We start from the raw sequence: 18,940 nt of genomic DNA, 5'->3' as shown, positions 1-18,940 counted from the left end.
GGCAAAAGTACATGCTGCAAATGGCTAAATGTCTCCGCTTCGTCTGGCTTTCTCAGCGTAGTCTGCTAGCAAAGCGTGAGACACCGCGTTATAAAAAACACCTTTAAATACCTGCCTATGTTTCAGGTGTTTGTTTTTCTTACCTTGTTACCAAAAGGACGATGGAATGAAAATCCAAAAAACGGCTGTAGCTCTTGGAATTGCAGTGCTGCTGAGTAGCTGCGCCGGGTTTGACAATAATGCGTTACTGCAATCTGGTGCGCAGGCGTATCAGGCTTACACGCTGAGCGATGATCAGGTGAAACAGCTGAGCAATCAATCTTGTGAACAGATGGATAAAGAGAACCAGATTGCGCCTGCCAACAGTGAATATCAGCAGCGCTTAAATAAGATTGCCGCCGCACTCGGTGACAACATCAATGGCGTTCCTGCCAATTACAAGGTTTATCAAACCAAAGACGTTAACGCATGGGCAATGGCCAACGGCTGTATCCGTGTTTACAGCGGCTTGATGGATATGATGACCGATAATGAAGTAGAAGGTGTACTCGGCCACGAAATGGGTCACGTTGCCTTGGGCCATACGCGCAAAGCGATGCAGGTTGCTTACGGCACTACCGCTGCGCGCACTGCAGCCGCGTCGGTGGGTGGCGTAATCGGTTCGCTTTCGCAATCTCAGTTAGGCGAGTTGGGTGAGAAACTGGTTAACGCGCAATTCTCGCAGACGCAAGAATCGCAGGCTGATGATTACTCCTATGACTTGATGAAGAAACGCAACATCGATCCAAATGGATTGGTCACCAGTTTTGAGAAATTAGCGAAGCTAGAGGAAGGACGCCAAAGCACAATGTTTGATTCGCATCCTGCCTCTGAAGAGCGTGCGGAGCATATTCGCGATCGTATCGCGGCAGACAGTAAGTAGTTTTCTGTTTGAAATAGTGCCTGCTGTCCTCTATCCCGGCCTTCCCCTACCAAGCGGAGCAAGGAGACGCTGCCAAAAACAGCTTCAATGCTTACATAAAGCAGCGTCTTCCTCCTCCCTTTATGGGAGAGGACCGAAGCGGGGAAAAGTCAGCACAATGCCGTTTCGAAAGGAGACGCTGCCAAAAACAGCTCAAACGCTTACATAAAGCAGCGTCTTCCTCCTCCCTGTATGGGAGAGGAGCGAGGTGGGGGAAAGCCAGCACAATTTCATTAAAGCCCGCTTTTGACTAACGTTTAAACAGTTGATCAACCATCGTTCCTAAATCCAGTTGCTTATCATGCAATGTCTGTTCATCCATCTGCCCTTGCGGCGACATCTTATCGATCAACTGCGGCAGCAGCGCGGCTAACGTGCCGGATGCACCTTGCACATCAGTGCCCAGCTTATCTGCCAACGACTGCAATTCACCCTGTCCAAACGCAGACTGGATATCGTTCCCACCCACTGGCTGATTATTCCCAGTACCGATCCATGAACCCAGCACTTCACCCAAACCACCTTGCTGAAATTTATGCAGCAGCACTTCTATACCGCCCTGCTCCTGCACCCAATTCCAGATCGCCTGCAACTGCCCAAGCTTGTTGCCCTGCCCTTGTCCGTTCCCCAGCGATCCAACCAATTCGTCAAGAAAACTCATAACTGCCTCCAGAGATTAATCTTCCGCCAGTAAGTCTAGTTGCTGATCACCTGTCACGCTGCTGACATCCATCCCCGAGCAGTTATTTAAGTTTCGCTTAAATTGAGTCGATGAAGTAACTGCAGTAGCCCACACTCGGAACGCAAATGAAAACGGTCATCACTTTTGGTACTTTCGATGTATTACATATTGGGCATATCAATATATTACAACGTGCTAAATCGCAGGGTGACAGGCTAATTGTTGGCATTTCATCGGATGCTTTAAATTTCGCAAAGAAAAATCGTTATCCGGTTTATCCAGAACAGGAAAGAAAAGCGATCATTGCATCGATAGGTTGTGTGGATGAGGTGTTTATAGAAGAATCTCTCGAGCTTAAAGCGGAATACATTAAGAAGTACGCGGCGCATACCCTTGTCATGGGCAATGATTGGGAAGGGAAATTCGACAACTATAAAACTATATGCGAAGTGGTTTACCTGCCGAGAACGGAAAATATATCTACCACGCAAATCATTACGCAAATTAGAAAATACGCTTAATTCACACCCTCTTTTCTTAGATTAATGTCATTATTCTCACAACGCATTATTGGCTGAATAAAACTAAATTCCTCTCTTAAACCTGCCAGCCATTGTTACCGGATTTATGAATACCTGATAGAGGCTTATTAATAACCCTATCAACCCTTGCCGGGGTCAACACCGCCGGCAAGGGACTTTACGCCAAATCAGCCTTTGTTCGCTGCTTGAACATGCAGCATATCCAGCGCCAGGGTAGCCGCAGCCAGCGCAGTCAAATCAGCGTGATCGTAACCCGGCGCGACTTCAACCAAATCCATCCCGACGATATTCATACCTTGCAGGCCGCGAATCAGCTTGGTCGCTTTATCAGTGGTTAATCCACCAATTACCGGCGTGCCGGTGCCAGGCGCATGCGCCGGATCCAGACAGTCGATATCAAAGGTGAGATAAACCGGCAGATCGCCAACAGTGCGTTTCACTTCCGCCAGGATGTCGTCCACGCTGCGATCGTTAACCTGCGCCGCATCCAACACGTTAAAGCCCAGGCTCTTATCAAATTCGGTACGAATGCCGATTTGCACCGAATGCTGCGGATCGATCAAACCTTCTTTCGGCGCGGTGAAAAACATTGTGCCGTGATCAAAAGTTGGGCCGTTGGAATAGGTATCGGTGTGTGCATCGAAATGCACCAATGCCATCTTGCCGAAATGCTTCGCATGGGCACGCAGCAGCGGCAGCGTGACGTAATGGTCGCCACCAAAAGTCATCATGCGCTTGCCGTTTGCCAGCAGTTTTTCGGCGTGTGCCTGCAGCTTGTCTGAGAGATCCTGTGAATCACCAAAGGCGTAAACCAGATCGCCGCAATCCACGACATTTAAACGCTGACGCAGATCGAAATCCCACGGCCAGCGGCAGCCTTCCCACGCCAGGTTGGTTGAGATCTGACGAATCGCGCCCGGTCCAAGACGGCTTCCCGGACGGCCCGACGTTGCGGCATCAAAAGGAACGCCAGTGATGACCCATTCAGCATCGCTTTCGTAGGGTTGAAAGTTGATCGGAAAACGCATGAAACCGAAGGCGTTAGAGACCAGGGAGTTATCGTACTGATTGCCCAGGGTGTTATACATAAATCGTCCTCTATATATCCGTGAGTCGGGCCAAGCCCGCATGCAGCTTAAGGTATAGATGAAAAAAATCCCCTCCGCGTCGTTAAACCCGACGAGGAAGGGATAGGTATTTAATCTCGTGATTATCGCGGAGAACGTGATGTGCTGCAACGGCATAACCGTGACGATAATTTAAAAATTACACTATGCGTGAAGCTTGAGAAGAGCCGGCAAATGTAAACGCCACTCATCATTAATCCCTGTAGGAAACCCGTCCCCCATTACGTCTTCAAGCACCAATCTTTTACTTATCAATCAGTTAAAAAGATAGATGTAAAATCCCCTTTCTGATAGGCGTTACAAATTATTAATGAAGTATTAATAGACGAAAACGGTTAGGAATTATCTTAGTCGGCCTGTAACTTACCGCACTTAATAATAAGACCTTTCTTACAGACATTATTAAATAGAAGACTGCGGCGGAAGTAATTAATAACGCTAAGTAACGAGTTATTTGACTTAAATAAGCTGCATTTTCCTGCGTAATCATCAGATTGATAAATATGTTTCTGCTTTATTTTGCTGCTAAATACAGCGCTCTTCCTTTGTCTGAAGATCGAAAACTCACCTGCATAACATTCTTTTTTGTCTCTAGCGCATTGGTTGCTGTAAAGCCAAGGGCGGTAGCGTGTACAAATCCCACCTTCGACAGAGTTAAAAAAATAATGGCCAGAAGTGGTTTGGAAGTTCAACAGGCAGCCATTAAGGCCCTGTTTTTACGTGAAATTAAAACCCGATTCGGCAAGTTCCGTCTCGGCTATTTCTGGGCAATCCTCGAACCTTCAGCACATTTACTGGTTCTGTTAGCGATATTCGGTTTCATTATGCATCGCACCATGCCAGATATTTCATTTCCGGTATTCCTGCTCAACGGCATCATCCCATACTTCATTTTTAGTAATATCAGTAATCGTTCAGTGGGTGCGATTGAAGCGAACCAAGGATTGTTCAATTATCGTCCGGTTAAACCCATCGATACTATTATTGCCCGCGCAATATTGGAGACGTTGATATATGTCGCCGTCTATATCGTGCTGATGATAGTGGTCTGGATATCTGGCGAATATTTCGCCATTACCAATCTACTGCAACTGGTCTGCTCCTGGAGTTTGCTGGTGCTGTTTTCTTGCGGTGTGGGTCTGATATTTATGGTGATAGGCAAATCCCTTCCTGAGACCCAGAAGTTTTTGCCGATTCTCTTGAAGCCGCTCTACTTCATCTCTTGCATCATGTTTTCGCTGCATACCATTCCAAAAGATTATTGGCCCTATCTGTTATGGAACCCCATCGTTCACGCCGTTGAACTCAGCCGTGAAGCGGTGATGCCCGGCTATATCAGTGAAGGTGTCAGTTTGCAGTATCTGGCGTTTTGCACACTCGCCACCCTGTTCGTTGGTCTTGCCCTGTATCGCACCCGTGAAGAGGCGATGCTAACCTCATGATTAAAATTGAAAACCTCACTAAGTCCTACCGCACGCCAGCGGGACGCCATTACGTTTTTAAAGATCTCAACATTGAGCTACCTAGCGGCAAGAGCGTGGCCTTGGTGGGCCGCAACGGAGCAGGAAAATCAACTTTACTGCGTATGATTGGCGGCATTGACCGCCCGGACAGCGGAAACATCATTACTGATAAAACTATTTCCTGGCCGGTTGGACTCTCTGGCGGTTTTCAAGGCAGCCTGACCGGACGCGAGAACGTGAAATTCGTGGCGCGTCTTTATGCCAAAAAAGATGAGTTAAAAGAGAAAGTCGCGTTCGTCGAGGAGTTTGCCGAATTAGGTAAGTACTTCGATATGCCCATCAAAACCTATTCCTCCGGTATGAAATCACGCCTCGGCTTTGGCCTAAGCATGGCGTTTAAGTTTGATTATTATTTGGTAGATGAAGTTACTGCGGTTGGAGATGCGCGATTTAAGCAGAAATGTGCTGACTTGTTTAAAGAGCGGCATGCAGAAGCGAGCTTTTTGATGGTTTCACACAGCTTGAACTCGTTGAAACAGTTTTGTGATAATGCAATATTCATTGGAAAAAACAATCATGTTGAGTTTATTGAAAATATAGATATTGCAATTGAAAAATATAAAGAAGACGAAAAAATCTAATTGAAAACCTTGATATCAATAAAGGAATATCATGCTAACGATAATCACACCAATCTTTTGCCAATCAAAAAATGACTATATTTATAATAGGTCTTTATTTTTTATAAACAATTCATACACTAGCGATAAAATAAAAAGAATAGTAGTTGATTTTGGAAGCATTGATAACGTAAGCGAAGAGTTAGAATTTTTATGTAATAAAAACAACATTTCTTATTACAATATGAAACGTAACGGAAATCCATTTTCTGCTGGAGAATGTAGAAATTTCGGCGTATCAAAATCTACTACAGATTACATTACCTTCCAAGATATTGATTTATACGCTCCAAAATCTACATATAATAGCTTGATTGAAAGAATAGCTAGCACTAAATTTTATAATGAAGTTGAATGCATCCCCTGCTTATATTTAAATGAAGAGCTTTCTGAGGATTACATTAAAGAACCTTCATGGGAAGAAAGCCATAAAATCGCTTACAATCTCTACAAAGAAAAAAACTCAGCCATAAAAATGTATGCTCCAGTAACATCCATGATAATTATTCGTAGAAATTACTACCTTGAAAACGGTGGAAATAATACAGAATTCCATGGGCATGGCTATGAAGACTTTGAATTACTTAACCGCTTGGCAAATAGATCAAATAAGTTTGTTCGCTCAAGGGATTATTATAACCACGATTTTAAATACGACTCACCTCATTACTCAGGATATCGAACATTCTTCAGTTTATTTGGCAGAGAAGCAATGAACGACAAATTGTTTTTTGTACATCTTTGGCACCCAGAAAACATAAATAAAAACTACTCTTCACGTAACAGAATAAATAGAGAGATTTTCGAAAAACTCATTAGGAAATTTGACAATGAAAATTATCTACCGGCACCCCTGAGTGGAAACAGCAAATACTTTGAAGGTAATACCTTAATTTTATCACCTTTTAATGGTAAAACATCAAATACGATTCGAACAGCAATTCCTTTTTTATCATCATGCTTTTACATTAAAGATGATGAAATTATGTCTAACGGAGATTTTTTTAATTACATCAAAAAAAATAATATAAAAAGGGTGCTATTTTTCAACGCATATGCAAATGAGCATCGTTTAAGTTTATATAGATATTGTATCGAAAACGATATAAAAACAATAAATTATGATCGAGGAGGATTACCAGACACATGGTTCTTTGACCCTCATGGTTTTAATAGTTCGAGTAAGTCTTATTCTGATGAAAACTGGGATCATGAAATAACGACTGGTGAGCACACAAAAGTAAAAGAATACATTCTCAAAACACTTTGCTCTGAAAATGCTTTGGAGAAAAACGGCAACCGCATAGGTGCACATAACCTCAAGAATAAATATAATATAAGAGACAACAAAATCCTTTTCGTTCCGTTACAAAGACCTAACGATTCAGTCATAAAACACTTTTCTGATCGTATAGGTAGTGTTGAAAACTTCTTTTCAGAATTAATATCTCTAGCTAAAAGTGAAGAATTAAAAGACTGGAAAATCATCATTAAAAACCATCCACTTGAGCCAAACGATATTTTTAACAGTAAACAGTTCCCTAGCAACATAATTTTACTATCAAATAAAGATCATTTTTGCGACGCAGTCTTAGCATCAGACGCGGTAATGTTAATTAATTCTGGGGTGGGTCTTTACTCATTGATGGCAGGAAAACCTACTTTTAACGTTGGAAATGCATACTATTCACATCCTCACATGTCAGTAAAAATAGACTCACCATTATCTTTCATTGATTATATATATAAGTTAACGCCTCCCAGTAATGTAAAGGTAGAAAGGTTCATCCATTTCCTTATTAATAAATTTTATTCTTTTGGCACTACAACTTACATTGAAAATGTAGATACTAAATCTAAAAAACGCACAAATGTCGCATTATATACTGACTTCGTAACATTAAGACTTCCTTTAGATAATGGAGAAACTAAAACATTTACCTTAGAACGCCGCACAAATCCTTATAAAATAAATAGCTCATATTATGATTTTTATCGATCCGGAATTTTATTGAGAGAAAAAATAAAACCAATAGTTTCAGTTAATACCACAACATCTACTACATTAATCAAAAAAGAAAAAAACCCAACCACACCAAATATTATTGAACTCAAAAAAACAACAATTACCCCACTCCCCCTACCAGCAGCCAAAAAAAGGTTGAATAAGAAACTTATAAAACTAGTAAAAAGACCAAGATTGTTTTTTAAAGATGCTTTAAATAACTCTAAAAATAGAAAAGCTTCTGCGTGAGAAAAATATGATTGAATTTTCAGTATTTGCTAAAAGTTCGCACTTGGTTCCAACAGCAATAATTGAACACCCTATCCATTGCGCACCTAACTCACAAATTCATGGTGAGTGCATCATTGGGAGCTATTTATTTTTAAATATAGGGAGTGTAATTTACCCGCATGTTACTATGGGAAGGTATTGTTCAATTGCAAGAGGTTGTGAAATAGGAGTGGCAAATCATCCCATTAACTATTTATCCACTCACAGTTTCCAATATCATAGCGCTCAATTTCCCAATCACCCCTTTTATAAAAATGAAATAAAAAGAGTACAATGGCGCGAACATCCTAAAACAGAAATTGGGAGCGATGTTTGGGTTGGTGCCCAATCAGTTATAAAAGCTGGGGTTAAAATTGGACACGGAGCAGTAATAGCAGCTAACTCTGTTGTAACTAAAGATATTCCTCCGTATTCAATCGTTGGAGGAAGTCCAGCGAAGGAAATAAAAAAAAGATTTACACAGGTTCAGATTGAGCAACTTCTCAATTTGAAATGGTGGGGTTTGGAAATAAAGGAAATAAGCTCACTTCCTTTTGACAACATCGATGAATGTATTAAATTGCTTAAAGAAATACGCAATCAAAAATAGAAATATTTTTATTACCATATTCTTTAATATGCTGAGGGGGACTTGACGCAATGAGTATCAACATTATCTTTAATTCCCCTTTTGATTACGCCACACTTCGAAATTGAGTAATAAACCGCATTTACCTGCGTATTCTCCAACAAATACGATCTAAACTTTTTAAACAGCTTCATATCCGGCTTAAAATCCGCCTGCCAGAATTGATGCAAATGCCCTTGATACGTCAACCCTTTGATGTCGTAAAGGGCATTGCCCATCACCTTCAGCGGTTTGTTATGGATCAGCGCTGAAATCCCCGCCGTACTATTAATCGTCACCACCGCTTTTGCATGGGTCAATAACTCAGGCATGGGCAGGTCATGCACGTAAATCACCCTGCGACTCACCCCTAAATTTTTACCCAGCGTCTTAATCAACGGGCCATACAAACGATGACCGCGATCCATCGGATGATGCTTAATCACCAGGAACGCGTCTTTCGGCGCCTTGCGTGAAAAGGAGTAAATCACATCATTGATGTAATCACGTACATCTTCATACGGGCTGTGATTACGGATCTGGCTGTCGTTATACACTTGCAGAATCGCCAGGTAATAACGCTGATCGAGGCTGCTTTGCAGATGCTGTAAAACATTTCGTTGCGTGAAGCCATACCACTTTTTGCGCCAGTAAGCGCGAACCCAGCATTGCGCTTCATACCACGGTGAAAAGGATTTGTGATGACGGTAATGATGAAACTCATGGCGATGACGCCATCCCACCAAATAATACCAGGTTGCGTGCCCAATACGTTTCATTGAGGAAGGTTTCAAACTTTCCACCTGCATCGGTGGCGTTTCAGGTAAACGACGATAGAACTCAGGATTGCGTGGCAGCGATGAAAAGGCGTTCACACCGCCCTCTTCCACCGTGATGAAATGTGGTCGTAAATAGCCTTCTTCAAATGCCAGGAATCGCACGCCTTTTGCTTGGGCCCAGCGTTTAGCCGCCTGATGCATAGGACGACAATCACCAAAACAGAGAATGGTATCGAAATCATATTCTTTATGGGTTTCGCGCAACCAACTGGGGAATTCTTTTGGCGTTTTGAGATAAGGCAGATATTTACGCTGGCGACAGTAAAAACGATCGCCACCGTTAAATATTACATTAACAGCTTCACGTTCTAATGATTCCAGCCATTCAGCGACATCATTAAAAAAAGGCCCCATCGGTCCCTGTAATAATAAATACTTCTTCCCAGACAACAGCATATTCAAGGCGTTACTGTGCATAACCAACCTTCAGGATTGTTATTGTAATGACCCGACTTAATTAGCCGAATTTGACTTTAAAAAACATCATCAACTTGCGGTAATAACGCACAAGGCGTCCCGCTTTTTTCTTATTAATAAACATCTGTCCACGCGGTGCGTGGATCAGTAACTCTGCGGCTTCTTCTGCGCTAATGGCTTCAAGCCGCAGCGGATGGATATACGTCGGATAAGCAATCAGCGCCTGATACACCAAATCGGTAAGATGAAGCTTACGGTTACGTCGCTCACACTGATGTTCATCCTGCGTCAGGCCCCAACCTGCATAAAACGGTAAGCCATAACAAAACACGTTTTTACCATGCAGCAACGCTTCAAAACCCGAAAGCGATGTCATGGTGTGCAGTTCATCAGCGAGTTGAATACACTGAATAACATCCGCATCCAGCGCCTGGTAATTAGCCAGCGCCTGCACATGTTCTATTGAAATATGGCCTTTGCGATTACCCACTAATACATCGGGATGCGGCTTATAAATAATAAATGCATCCGGGTTGCGCTCGCGTACGGTACGCAACAACGCCAGGTTGGTATTAATGGTGCGCGTGCCGGTTTCAATCGAGGCATCATCTTCTACCTGCCCCGGAACCAGTAATATACGTTTGCCTTGTGAATCCACCGGTAAGCTGAAATCGGCGCCAAGGTTATATTTGCTGATCTTACTTTCAACTAATCGCTTCTGGAGTTTCTCGGCGCGTAATTGCTGCGCCAGCGTTAACTGACTGTGATTCAGCATTACCTCTAGATCGCTCGAACGCGTTGCATCGTAATAGATGCCGCGTTTATCCAGCACCAGCGAAAGCGGTGGCAATAAATCGGACCCCAAACCTGACGATCGTATAAAACCATCTTCCATACGCCACATCGGTAACTGCTGTGAACTGACTTTTTCTTGCCAGCGCTTTTCACCGCGCACGCCCCATACGACACAAGCCGTGGCTTCTCGGCAACGGCGAGAAAAACTCAATCGGTTGCCGTTGGTGCGCAAGAAAGGTTTCAGGATAGTGGATTTCCACAACGTTAAGCCTGGCGCCCAAAGATGCCCGCTGCGCTGCTGTTGATAGCGGCGCTGCAACTGCATCCAGTTCAAAACTTCAAACAGCGTCGCCGGCGCGCCCGTTTGTGGATCGATATAGCGGCTGTAACGTAAATAGGCAGCGGCAAACAGCGCATTCAGCGTGGCGGAGCCGCGACGCTGCGAAAGCTGTTCAGCCTGAGGATGGCGATCGTCAGTTAATCCCCAACCGGCGTACCAAGGCTGGCCAAAACAGGTCACTGGCTTGCCCGCCATCAGGGCTTCGAAACCGTATTGCGACGTCATAACGTAGACGCGGGAAACGTGGCGCAACAGCGATTGCGGGCTGACATTATCAGCCATCAGATGCACGCGGTGCGTTGATATTAGTTGGTGGAAATAACCCGCTTTTTTCCCTTCCAACACATCAGGATGCACTTTCACCCAAATGGAGGCAGACGGATTCTCATCTATCGCGGCGTTAAGCATGGCGGCAAAATCATCTGGGCCGGCATTACCAAAGGTCACTGACATATCGCCAAAGGTTTGATCCACCACCAGCACCAAATTTGTCGTCAGGCTTTCACCGGCTACAAACGCAGGCGCCTGATTATATTTCGACAGATCTTCAGTGACGATGGTGTGCATCGCTTCCTGGGCTTGAATCGCTAACGCCTGATTTCCTGCCGTGTCCTTGATCAGACGCTCCAGCGTACTGGGTTGGTTGGCATCGTAATAAATGCCCTCTTCATCCAGCACCATCGAAAGCGGCGGCGCACCGTTAACGCCTAAATCCAGTGAACGGATAAACCCATCTTCAAGGCGAAGAATCGGTTTTCCTGCGGCGCGAGCGATCTCCACCGGTTTACGGGCGCTGGGGCGATGTCCCCACACCGCCACAGTATCAATCTCTTCCGGCAACGGGCGCAGCGCTGAGATCTTCTGGCACGGCTGTGCCAGAAAGTTTTCCAGATGCGGTATACGCCAGATACCTGAAGAAAAAATACCAATCACGTCGCTGTGTCCTTAAATCGACAGAATGACTTTTGCACCCACCGCCAGCTGGTAGAGGATGGTGGAGATACCGCGCGTCACTTCGATGTTCTTCGACTCATACTTCGGCAGCACCATCAACTCGTCGCCTGGATTTAAAGAATCCACGTCGTCGGCGTTTTCGGCTGCGCCGTTCTGGCGAATCACAATGATTTTGGCGTTACCCGATTTCTGCGTCAGACCACCACACTTGGCGATGTAATCTTCCGGGCTGAGGTTTTTCTCCCAACTCACCGCATTCGGGAACAGCACTTCGCCATGCACCATCACCAACGAGCTCTTCTCTGGAATATTGATGATGTCGCCATCTTCCAGCAGCACGGAATCGAGATTCTGTTCGTTAAGGATTACTTCGCCTTTCGGCACCACAGAGCGGGCTTTCGCTACAAAACGGCTAATCAGCTGCGCTTCCTGCATACGCAGGCTGGCCTCTTCTTTAGTGGAGGATTGCGCCGACAGCGAAGCCTCTTCCAATTTTTGCAGCGACAAATCCAGCATCTCTTTCTGGCGCAGCGCAACAGACTGACGATAAAGCTGGATCGCTTTAAGCTGCGTCATGCTGTTAGAACGAATCTGCGTTAATACCGAACGCATGGTTGAACCATAAGGCAGAACGATCGCATGCTCACCAGAATGTGCGCCTTCAATACGAACCTGGATAGTGCCTGCATAGCGGTCGGAGCTGATAATCAACGTGTCGCCATCTTGCAACATGCGGCCCGGTGCAGAGCTGATCGGATAATATTCGCTGCGTTTCATTGCGCCCTGCTGACGCATGATGGTCATATGCGTAGCGCCGGGTTTGGGGCGTGCCCAGCTCAGCGCTTCCGTCACCGGAATGCTGCTGTTGCGGAACTCAAAGTCGTAGCTGTTAAAGACATCGCCCTGCACGCTGAACGTGTGCTGACGCGGCCCGACCACGATGGTGTCGCCATCGGAAAACTGTGAAAGGCCGAGCTTGCCATTTAACAGGAAGTCATACAGATCAACGGATGAGCGTACGCGATTGCCGCGCTTTATCACGATATCTACGTAGCTGCCGCGATCGGGATCGACGCCGCCCGCTTTGATCAGATAGTTGAGCAGCGAATCGGTTGTAACACCGCCATACAAACCGGGGTTACGCACAAAACCGGTCACATACACTTTTACCGGCTGCGCCTGCAACAGCGAGGCATAAACGTTAACGTTAGCCTGGTAAACTTCTTTGACTCGCGTTGTCACCATATTATTCAGCTGGCTGTTACTGACGCCCGCCACCTTCAACGGCCCGACGTTTGGCAGGAAAATATTGCCTTTTGGATCAACCGTCAGCGCGCCATCAAAAGTAAATGCCCCCCACAAACGAACTTGAATGGTGTCGCCAAGGCTAATGGTGTAGCTCGGATTGAAACCCACGGTGGCCCCGTTATCGGCGCTGTTGCCGTTAAACAGTTGCGCACCAAACATGCGGCTCATCACCATCGGCGCGGTGGGGCGTGGTGTATTGTCAAAGCCATCGCTGCTTTGCACCGCATTCTGCTGTCCGGTAATAAAGGAGGGCAAAGGCGCGGCACCGGTCAGATTAGGGTCGGCATTTAAATCCACTGCGCTGGCCTGCGTAGCCTGCCACAGGGCGATGAATAACAGAGACTTCAGTAATTTCATGGCGAACTCATTCAATGTCTGGGCGACGAATTAATCTTTGTGATCTTCAATAACAGCCAGCAGCAGTTTTAGGGTGCCGAACAGCAAGCTGCACACCAGTAACCAGCAGGCGATCAAATAAGGAACATTCGGGAACGTAGATTCCTGCGGCTGTTGCGGTGAGCTAATGACCGACAGCACCTTCAGCTTGCGAGCGGCTTCGACACGCGTCTTCTCAATAGAAGTAAGCGCCAACTTATAAATGTCAGTATCAAAGGAGACTTTCGCTTTTATCTCTTCGAAATCCACTGCCATGCGGTTGAGCTTGTGCCCTTCCGGTGCCGTAATTTTGCCTTTTTCGTCATCAATCTGAGATTGCAGTGACGCAATGGCGTTTTTCGCGCTAATCACCTGCGGCGCATCGTCACGCAAATAGGTCAGCAAATTACGCAGGTCTGCTTCCATCTGGATTTTCTGACCATTAAGCGTGTTCACTAAAGTGCTGGCGGCTAACGCTTGCGCTTCTGGATCCAGCACATTGTTGTGGTTCTGATAAGCCAGTAGTTCGCCTTTGCTTTCATCCAGCCTGGCGCGTGCTTTCTGCATTTCGTTTTCGGCGAAAGTGAGCTGATCACGAGCAATGCGATGGGAAAGTTCGTTGATAAAGCGTTCGGACTCTTTCAGCACAGCTTGGTTAAATTGCTTAGCGAACTCTGGGGTGAAGCCTTGGGTTTGAATATCCAACAAACCCGTTTTATCGTCATACGCCACGCTGATACGGCTGCGGTAGTATTCAAGAAAACGCTCAACGGTTTCATCGTTCGAGAGATGATTCAGAAAATCCAGACCGCTGTGGCTGAACGCTTCATGGAAATTAAGCTGCTTATCCAGCACCGCCATCATATCGGGTGAGTTGATGTACTCTTTTAGGTAGAGCGCATCTTCTGCAGAGCTGGGATTGGAAGCGCCGAGCAACAAACCGACGTTCAGGCTGCTGCCGTTGATATCATCGGCGCGTTTAATGGCTACCTTGGATTCGCTCATGAAGCGCGGTTGACTGAAGATCACCAAATAGATGAGCAGCAACGCCATCGGCAGCAAAATAATAATTTTAGCGAGGTGGTTTTGCAGATTTGCCAGTGAAAGCACGGACAACTTTGTGCGCACTCCCGATGCTCTGAACTTCACTTTCTCAATTAACATGCAGCTATCATCATTTATTGTGTGCTCTCGCACGTCTTTGTTAAGGCCGGTGACATATTTCCGTTGCCACACGCTCAGTAGAACCTGGAAACAGCTGGGTGACTTTATTCTCTTTATTGATGGCCAATAGCGCGGAAACAGGGTGTTTTTGCATCTTTTCTTACTCTTCGATGCTTATTCTCTTGTATCGCTGCGAGTAAATAGCCTTTTCTGGCAGAGAGTTATCTACAAAACCGGGCAACGTTACTTGTGTACATTTACTCGACCGTTCCGGATTTAGCCGTTTTTTCACTTAATAGGACGACCTTCGCGTGTTCACTTATTAACCAGCTAACGATGGTTAAACAAAAATGAACACTAAATCTCTACGCTGACGTTTTTCTGCACAATAAAAACCCCCTTCCCCTCCAGAATTTAAGACAAAGGGATAGCGTCCAGCAGGTGACTGGCGAAATTTTTAATTGTCATTTAGTGCAGGCAGCCGCCCTTTTAAATAAAAGGCCGCAGGGAAATTTTAACGAAACCTATGTAACATAGCGTAAGAAATGGCACAACTTTTTTAAGAAGATTCTTAGTATTTAACTGGTCGCTTTTTAATCAACCAAATAGTTTGGATAGCGCAAAAAGAGCAACCAAAAACAAATAAACACTACATTTCAATGGATTAAAATCAATTCGGGAGCCACCTATTTAAAATAACACTCTACTGATTCATTGTATAAATAACAGACGATAACCAAGATAATTGGTAACTGATAAAGTCACTACAGGTTATATTTTAATAAGGTTAATATTTATATGGAGACACATTCATGGCGGCGGTGAGCGGAAGATAATAGCGAGCAGAGTTCAGAATAATTCATGGATTACTAAAAGTACTTTCATTTTTCCGAGATAACTTACTCTTATGTTTATTGTGCACTTATTATACCGTTTTACAGTGATATCCGGTTATAATAAGGGTTTGTTTCTATTCAATCTGATCTCTACAGCTTAAAGATATATATAAAAAACAGCCAGGAACCGTGATTTGTTTGAAGTGGGTAGAAACAGAGGTTTGGGATGCGGATGACGGGATCAACAAGAAGAGAGAAATGACGCACGCATGAGGCATTTAATAGTCGTTATCAATATCCTCTGCGGCCGAACGCATCACGCTGATGGCGATGAGCAGTCCTATCAAGGCTACAACGGCAATGCCTGTCAGTAAAAATTCCACACAACCACCTATGATATTGGGCTCTTTGAGAGTGAATTTGAGCAGTGGCATCAGTATGGCAGCTCATTACTCATCATATAACCTGGCTATGTTTCAGTTTGTTTACGATGTAAATCAGGTTTAGCTCTTCCAACTATATAAATGCAGTTATGTCGCTGAAATAGCAGATGTTATGACAAAGCGATCGCTTTAATCCGGAACTTAAATGCAGGTGCTAAGAAAAGTCTAATTTATTTGTACGTCTGCGTTATTGGAGAAAAGCGGGATTTGTGAGGACGGTGGCAAGCGCAATGTGAAGGTTGTGAGCGACTGAACAAAGAAGAGAGACTGAGCACCTGAAGTGCTCAGCCCTAATCATTACTCGTCTTCTAAATAGGTATAGCCGTAAAGGCCGCTTTCGAACTCTTGCAGGAATTGTTCGCGCAGCTCCTCATCCAGTTCAGTTTCAGTAACCTGATTACGGAACAGCGTCATCAGCTCGTTGGGATCAAGCTGAACGTAGCGCAACATATCCGCAACGGTATCGCCTTCATCAGAAAGCTGCACTTCAACGTCGCCATTTGGACGCGCATAGACATCAACCGCTTCGGTATCACCAAACAGGTTGTGCATGTTGCCCAAAATTTCCTGATAAGCACCCACCATAAAGAAGCCCAGCATAGGCGGATTATCAACGTCGTATTCCGGCATCGGCATGGTGGTAGCAATGCCGTCGCCATCAACGTAGTGATCGATAGTGCCGTCGGAATCACAGGTAATGTCGAGCAGCACCGCACGGCGCTCCGGCTTCTTGTTCAGCCCTTCCAGCGGAAGCACCGGGAATAGCTGATCGATACCCCATGCATCCGGCATCGACTGGAACAGCGAGAAGTTGACGTACATTTTGTCCGCCATGCGCTCTTGCAGTTCGTCGATAATCGGACGGTGTGCGCGATTACTTGGGTCAAGATGCTGCTGAATGTAATGACAAATGCTGAGATAAAGCTGTTCAGCCCATGAACGCTGTTTGAGATCGTAAGTGCCGGATGAGTAACCGGTGTGGATATCAAACAGATCCATCTGGCTGTCATGCAGCCATTCACGTAGCGAGCGACGCGTGCTCGGCTCGTGCATCTCTTGCCAGGTTTCCCACATGCTCAGAATCGGGCGCGGCGCATCTGCTGCTGGCGTTTCAGGCTCGCTGAACTCGTTGCGTTCGACACCGATAATATTCGACACCAGCACCGTATGATGCGCAGTGACGGCACGACCCGATTCGGTGATCACCGTTGGATGTTCCAAACCGTGTTCGTCGCACGCATCGCCAATCGCCCAAATCACGTTGTTGGCGTATTCGTTCAGGCCATAGTTCACTGAACAATCTGACTGCGAACGCGTGCCTTCATAATCGACGCCCAAACCACCGCCGACGTCAAAGCACTTAATGTTGACGCCTAGCTTCGCCAGCTCAACATAGAAACGCGCCGATTCACGCACGCCGGTCGCGATATCGCGAATATTCGACATCTGTGAACCGAGATGGAAATGCAGCAGCTGCAGGCTGTCGATACGACCTGCGTTACGCATGATCTCAACCAGTTTCAGCACCTGGGTTGCCGACAGACCAAACTTCGATTTTTCACCGCCGCTCGACTGCCATTTACCGGAACCCTGAGACGCCAGTCGTGCGCGGATGCCCAGACGCGGAACCACGTTCAGACGCTCCGCTTCCTCCAGCACCAGACGCACTTCGGTCATTTTCTCGAGCACCAGATATACTTTGTGCCCCATCTTTTCGCCAATCAGTGCCAGACGAATATATTCACGATCTTTATAGCCGTTACAGACGATCACGGAACGGGTTTGGCCCGCATGTGCCAGCACCGCCATCAGCTCCGCTTTGGATCCCGCTTCCAGTCCCAGCGGTTCGCCGGAGTGGATCAGCGACTCAATGACGCGTTTGTGCTGGTTAACTTTGATCGGATAAACCAGAAAGTAATCGCCCTTGTAACCGTAAGATTCACGCGCGCGTTTAAAGGCGGCGTTAATTGAACGCAGGCGATGCTGCAGAATCTGCGGGAAACAGAACAGCGCGGGCAGGCGTTGGCCTTGCGCTTCGCGCTCTTTCACCAGGTTGGCTAAATCGACGCGTACGTCCGGCAGATCCGGATCCGGGCACACACTGATATGGCCCAGTTCGTTGACGTCGTAATAGTTATTGCCCCACCAGGCGATGTTATAAGTACGCAGCATTTTGCTGGCATCTTGATCGTTCATTGCTACCTCCTGCATTGAGCGGAGTGCACCTTGTTCGCCAGCTGACGAACCCTTGATATTCTTCATGTCGTCAGACATCACGAACCTCAATTTTCCGTTGAAAGATGAAACTGTTAATCGGCTTAACTGCCGCTAAGTTAGAAATTCGTTGCCACATGTGACGCAATGTCCTGTTCACCTGACGTTGCCGTCAGCGCGATTAACGCATGAAAGTAAGTGTAAAACACCTTGGCCTGTCCGTTTAAATAGAAAACGTTTAAAAGAGAAACGTATAAAAAGGACCACGGATAACGTGCGTCGTTCATCTGCATAAGCACAGAGAAGGAACAAAAACGTAAGGATAGCAGTACAGATTAACGGGTACTCGTGTTGGTAGAATGACCGCTACGAACACAATGTCGGCAGGACACTGAAAATGATGGGAAACAGGAGAAAGCCAGCGCGGCGCAACAGCGCAGAGAACCGAAAGGAAAGAAAGCGTGGTTCATTACTTGAATCACCTCCACATATGCCAAAGACACATGGAAAACAACCTGGGTGAACGCCAGAAGCCTCACTGTTCTGACGGGCGCGACGCGTGGTGACGTCATCCTTTTTGCTGCCTAAAAGCAGCGGCGTTTTATACAGTTTGTGGTCAAAAATAGCAAAAAGATTATTTGGTTATTGCGTGTACTGTCAGGAAAATCTTCCAGTTTTGCCGTTGCGTAAAATGCTGAAACAGAAAAAGGGCTGGTAATTCGCGCATTCTGTAACCTAAAATAGACGTCCAGATGGTTTTCCATCTAAACAGGTTAAACTCCAGGCGATGTTAGCCTGATGTGCTGATACTTCCTAAACTGCTCGCGGCTTTGCCTGAAGGGGCGTTAAGTCAGGTTCAGCCTCACTTACGCTATGCAGTCGAATTCAAACCATTTG

Annotated in this window: 14 protein-coding genes; 6 read left to right on the top strand and 8 right to left on the bottom strand. The window is 45.7% G+C overall.

Translation table 11 applies throughout. The features are described from left to right. Nucleotides 1–166: 166 nt before the first annotated feature. Complete coding sequence (locus SC127_RS00625; protein WP_332624874.1) at nt 167–922, top strand: M48 family metallopeptidase; 756 nt, start codon at nt 167–169, stop codon at nt 920–922. 289 nt (nt 923–1,211) lie between these two features. On the opposite strand, the gene SC127_RS00620 is transcribed toward SC127_RS00625, so the two are convergent. Further along, on the bottom strand, nt 1,212–1,622 hold the full coding sequence (locus SC127_RS00620; RefSeq protein ID WP_215845665.1) for a YidB family protein: 411 nt from the start codon (nt 1,620–1,622) through the stop codon (nt 1,212–1,214). Nucleotides 1,623–1,768: 146 nt separating this feature from the next. Between SC127_RS00620 and SC127_RS00615 the strand changes: the two genes are divergently transcribed. Then, a complete protein-coding gene (locus tag SC127_RS00615; protein WP_243079019.1) occupies nt 1,769–2,164 on the top strand; it encodes a pantoate--beta-alanine ligase in 396 nt (131 codons plus the stop codon). A 188-nt stretch (nt 2,165–2,352) separates the two neighbouring features. Here the strand turns inward: SC127_RS00615 and speB are convergent, their stop codons facing one another. After that, nucleotides 2,353–3,273, bottom strand: coding sequence for an agmatinase (gene speB / locus SC127_RS00610; RefSeq protein WP_243079018.1), 921 nt, complete (start codon nt 3,271–3,273; stop codon nt 2,353–2,355). A gap of 704 nt (nt 3,274–3,977) precedes the next feature. Between speB and SC127_RS00605 the strand changes: the two genes are divergently transcribed. The 4 genes from SC127_RS00605 to SC127_RS00590 are packed head-to-tail and all read left to right on the top strand — an operon-like array spanning nt 3,978 to nt 8,340. Then, nucleotides 3,978–4,754, top strand: coding sequence for an ABC transporter permease (locus tag SC127_RS00605; RefSeq protein ID WP_243079017.1), 777 nt, complete (start codon nt 3,978–3,980; stop codon nt 4,752–4,754). Further along, nucleotides 4,751–5,416 carry an ABC transporter ATP-binding protein gene (locus SC127_RS00600; RefSeq protein WP_332624873.1) on the top strand — a complete coding sequence of 222 codons (666 nt, stop codon included), beginning with the start codon at nt 4,751–4,753 and terminating at the stop codon, nt 5,414–5,416. The genes SC127_RS00605 and SC127_RS00600 overlap by 4 nt, the downstream gene beginning before the upstream one ends. Before the next feature lie 31 nt (nt 5,417–5,447). Further along, complete coding sequence (locus SC127_RS00595; RefSeq protein ID WP_332624872.1) at nt 5,448–7,709, top strand: capsular polysaccharide export protein, LipB/KpsS family; 2,262 nt, start codon at nt 5,448–5,450, stop codon at nt 7,707–7,709. A gap of 7 nt (nt 7,710–7,716) precedes the next feature. After that, nucleotides 7,717–8,340, top strand: a complete 624-nt coding sequence (locus SC127_RS00590; protein WP_243079014.1) for a CatB-related O-acetyltransferase — start codon at nt 7,717–7,719, stop codon at nt 8,338–8,340. Nucleotides 8,341–8,363: 23 nt separating this feature from the next. Here the strand turns inward: SC127_RS00590 and SC127_RS00585 are convergent, their stop codons facing one another. The 6 genes from SC127_RS00585 to speA all read right to left on the bottom strand — a co-directional run bounded on the left by SC127_RS00585 (nt 8,364) and on the right by speA (nt 18,103). Next, complete coding sequence (locus SC127_RS00585) at nt 8,364–9,614, bottom strand: capsule biosynthesis protein (RefSeq protein ID WP_332624871.1); 1,251 nt, start codon at nt 9,612–9,614, stop codon at nt 8,364–8,366. Between the two features lie 40 nt (nt 9,615–9,654). Then, complete coding sequence (locus tag SC127_RS00580; RefSeq protein WP_332624870.1) at nt 9,655–11,682, bottom strand: capsular polysaccharide biosynthesis protein; 2,028 nt, start codon at nt 11,680–11,682, stop codon at nt 9,655–9,657. A 12-nt stretch (nt 11,683–11,694) separates the two neighbouring features. Continuing rightward, on the bottom strand, nt 11,695–13,368 hold the full coding sequence (locus tag SC127_RS00575) for a polysaccharide biosynthesis/export family protein (RefSeq protein ID WP_332624869.1): 1,674 nt from the start codon (nt 13,366–13,368) through the stop codon (nt 11,695–11,697). Between the two features lie 30 nt (nt 13,369–13,398). After that, nucleotides 13,399–14,550 (bottom strand): capsule biosynthesis protein, encoded by a 1,152-nt coding sequence (locus tag SC127_RS00570; RefSeq protein WP_243079010.1) that lies wholly within the window; start codon nt 14,548–14,550, stop codon nt 13,399–13,401. Nucleotides 14,551–15,664: 1,114 nt separating this feature from the next. Further along, a complete protein-coding gene (locus tag SC127_RS00565) occupies nt 15,665–15,820 on the bottom strand; it encodes a hypothetical protein (protein WP_243079009.1) in 156 nt (51 codons plus the stop codon). A 306-nt stretch (nt 15,821–16,126) separates the two neighbouring features. Continuing rightward, complete coding sequence (speA, locus tag SC127_RS00560; protein ID WP_215845662.1) at nt 16,127–18,103, bottom strand: biosynthetic arginine decarboxylase; 1,977 nt, start codon at nt 18,101–18,103, stop codon at nt 16,127–16,129. Nucleotides 18,104–18,940: the final 837 nt, after the last annotated feature.

The organism is Pantoea sp. T14 (assembly GCF_036663535.1).
Taxonomy (GTDB): Bacteria; Pseudomonadota; Gammaproteobacteria; order Enterobacterales; family Enterobacteriaceae; genus Pantoea; species Pantoea phytostimulans.
This window is presented reverse-complemented; position numbering and strand designations above follow the sequence as displayed.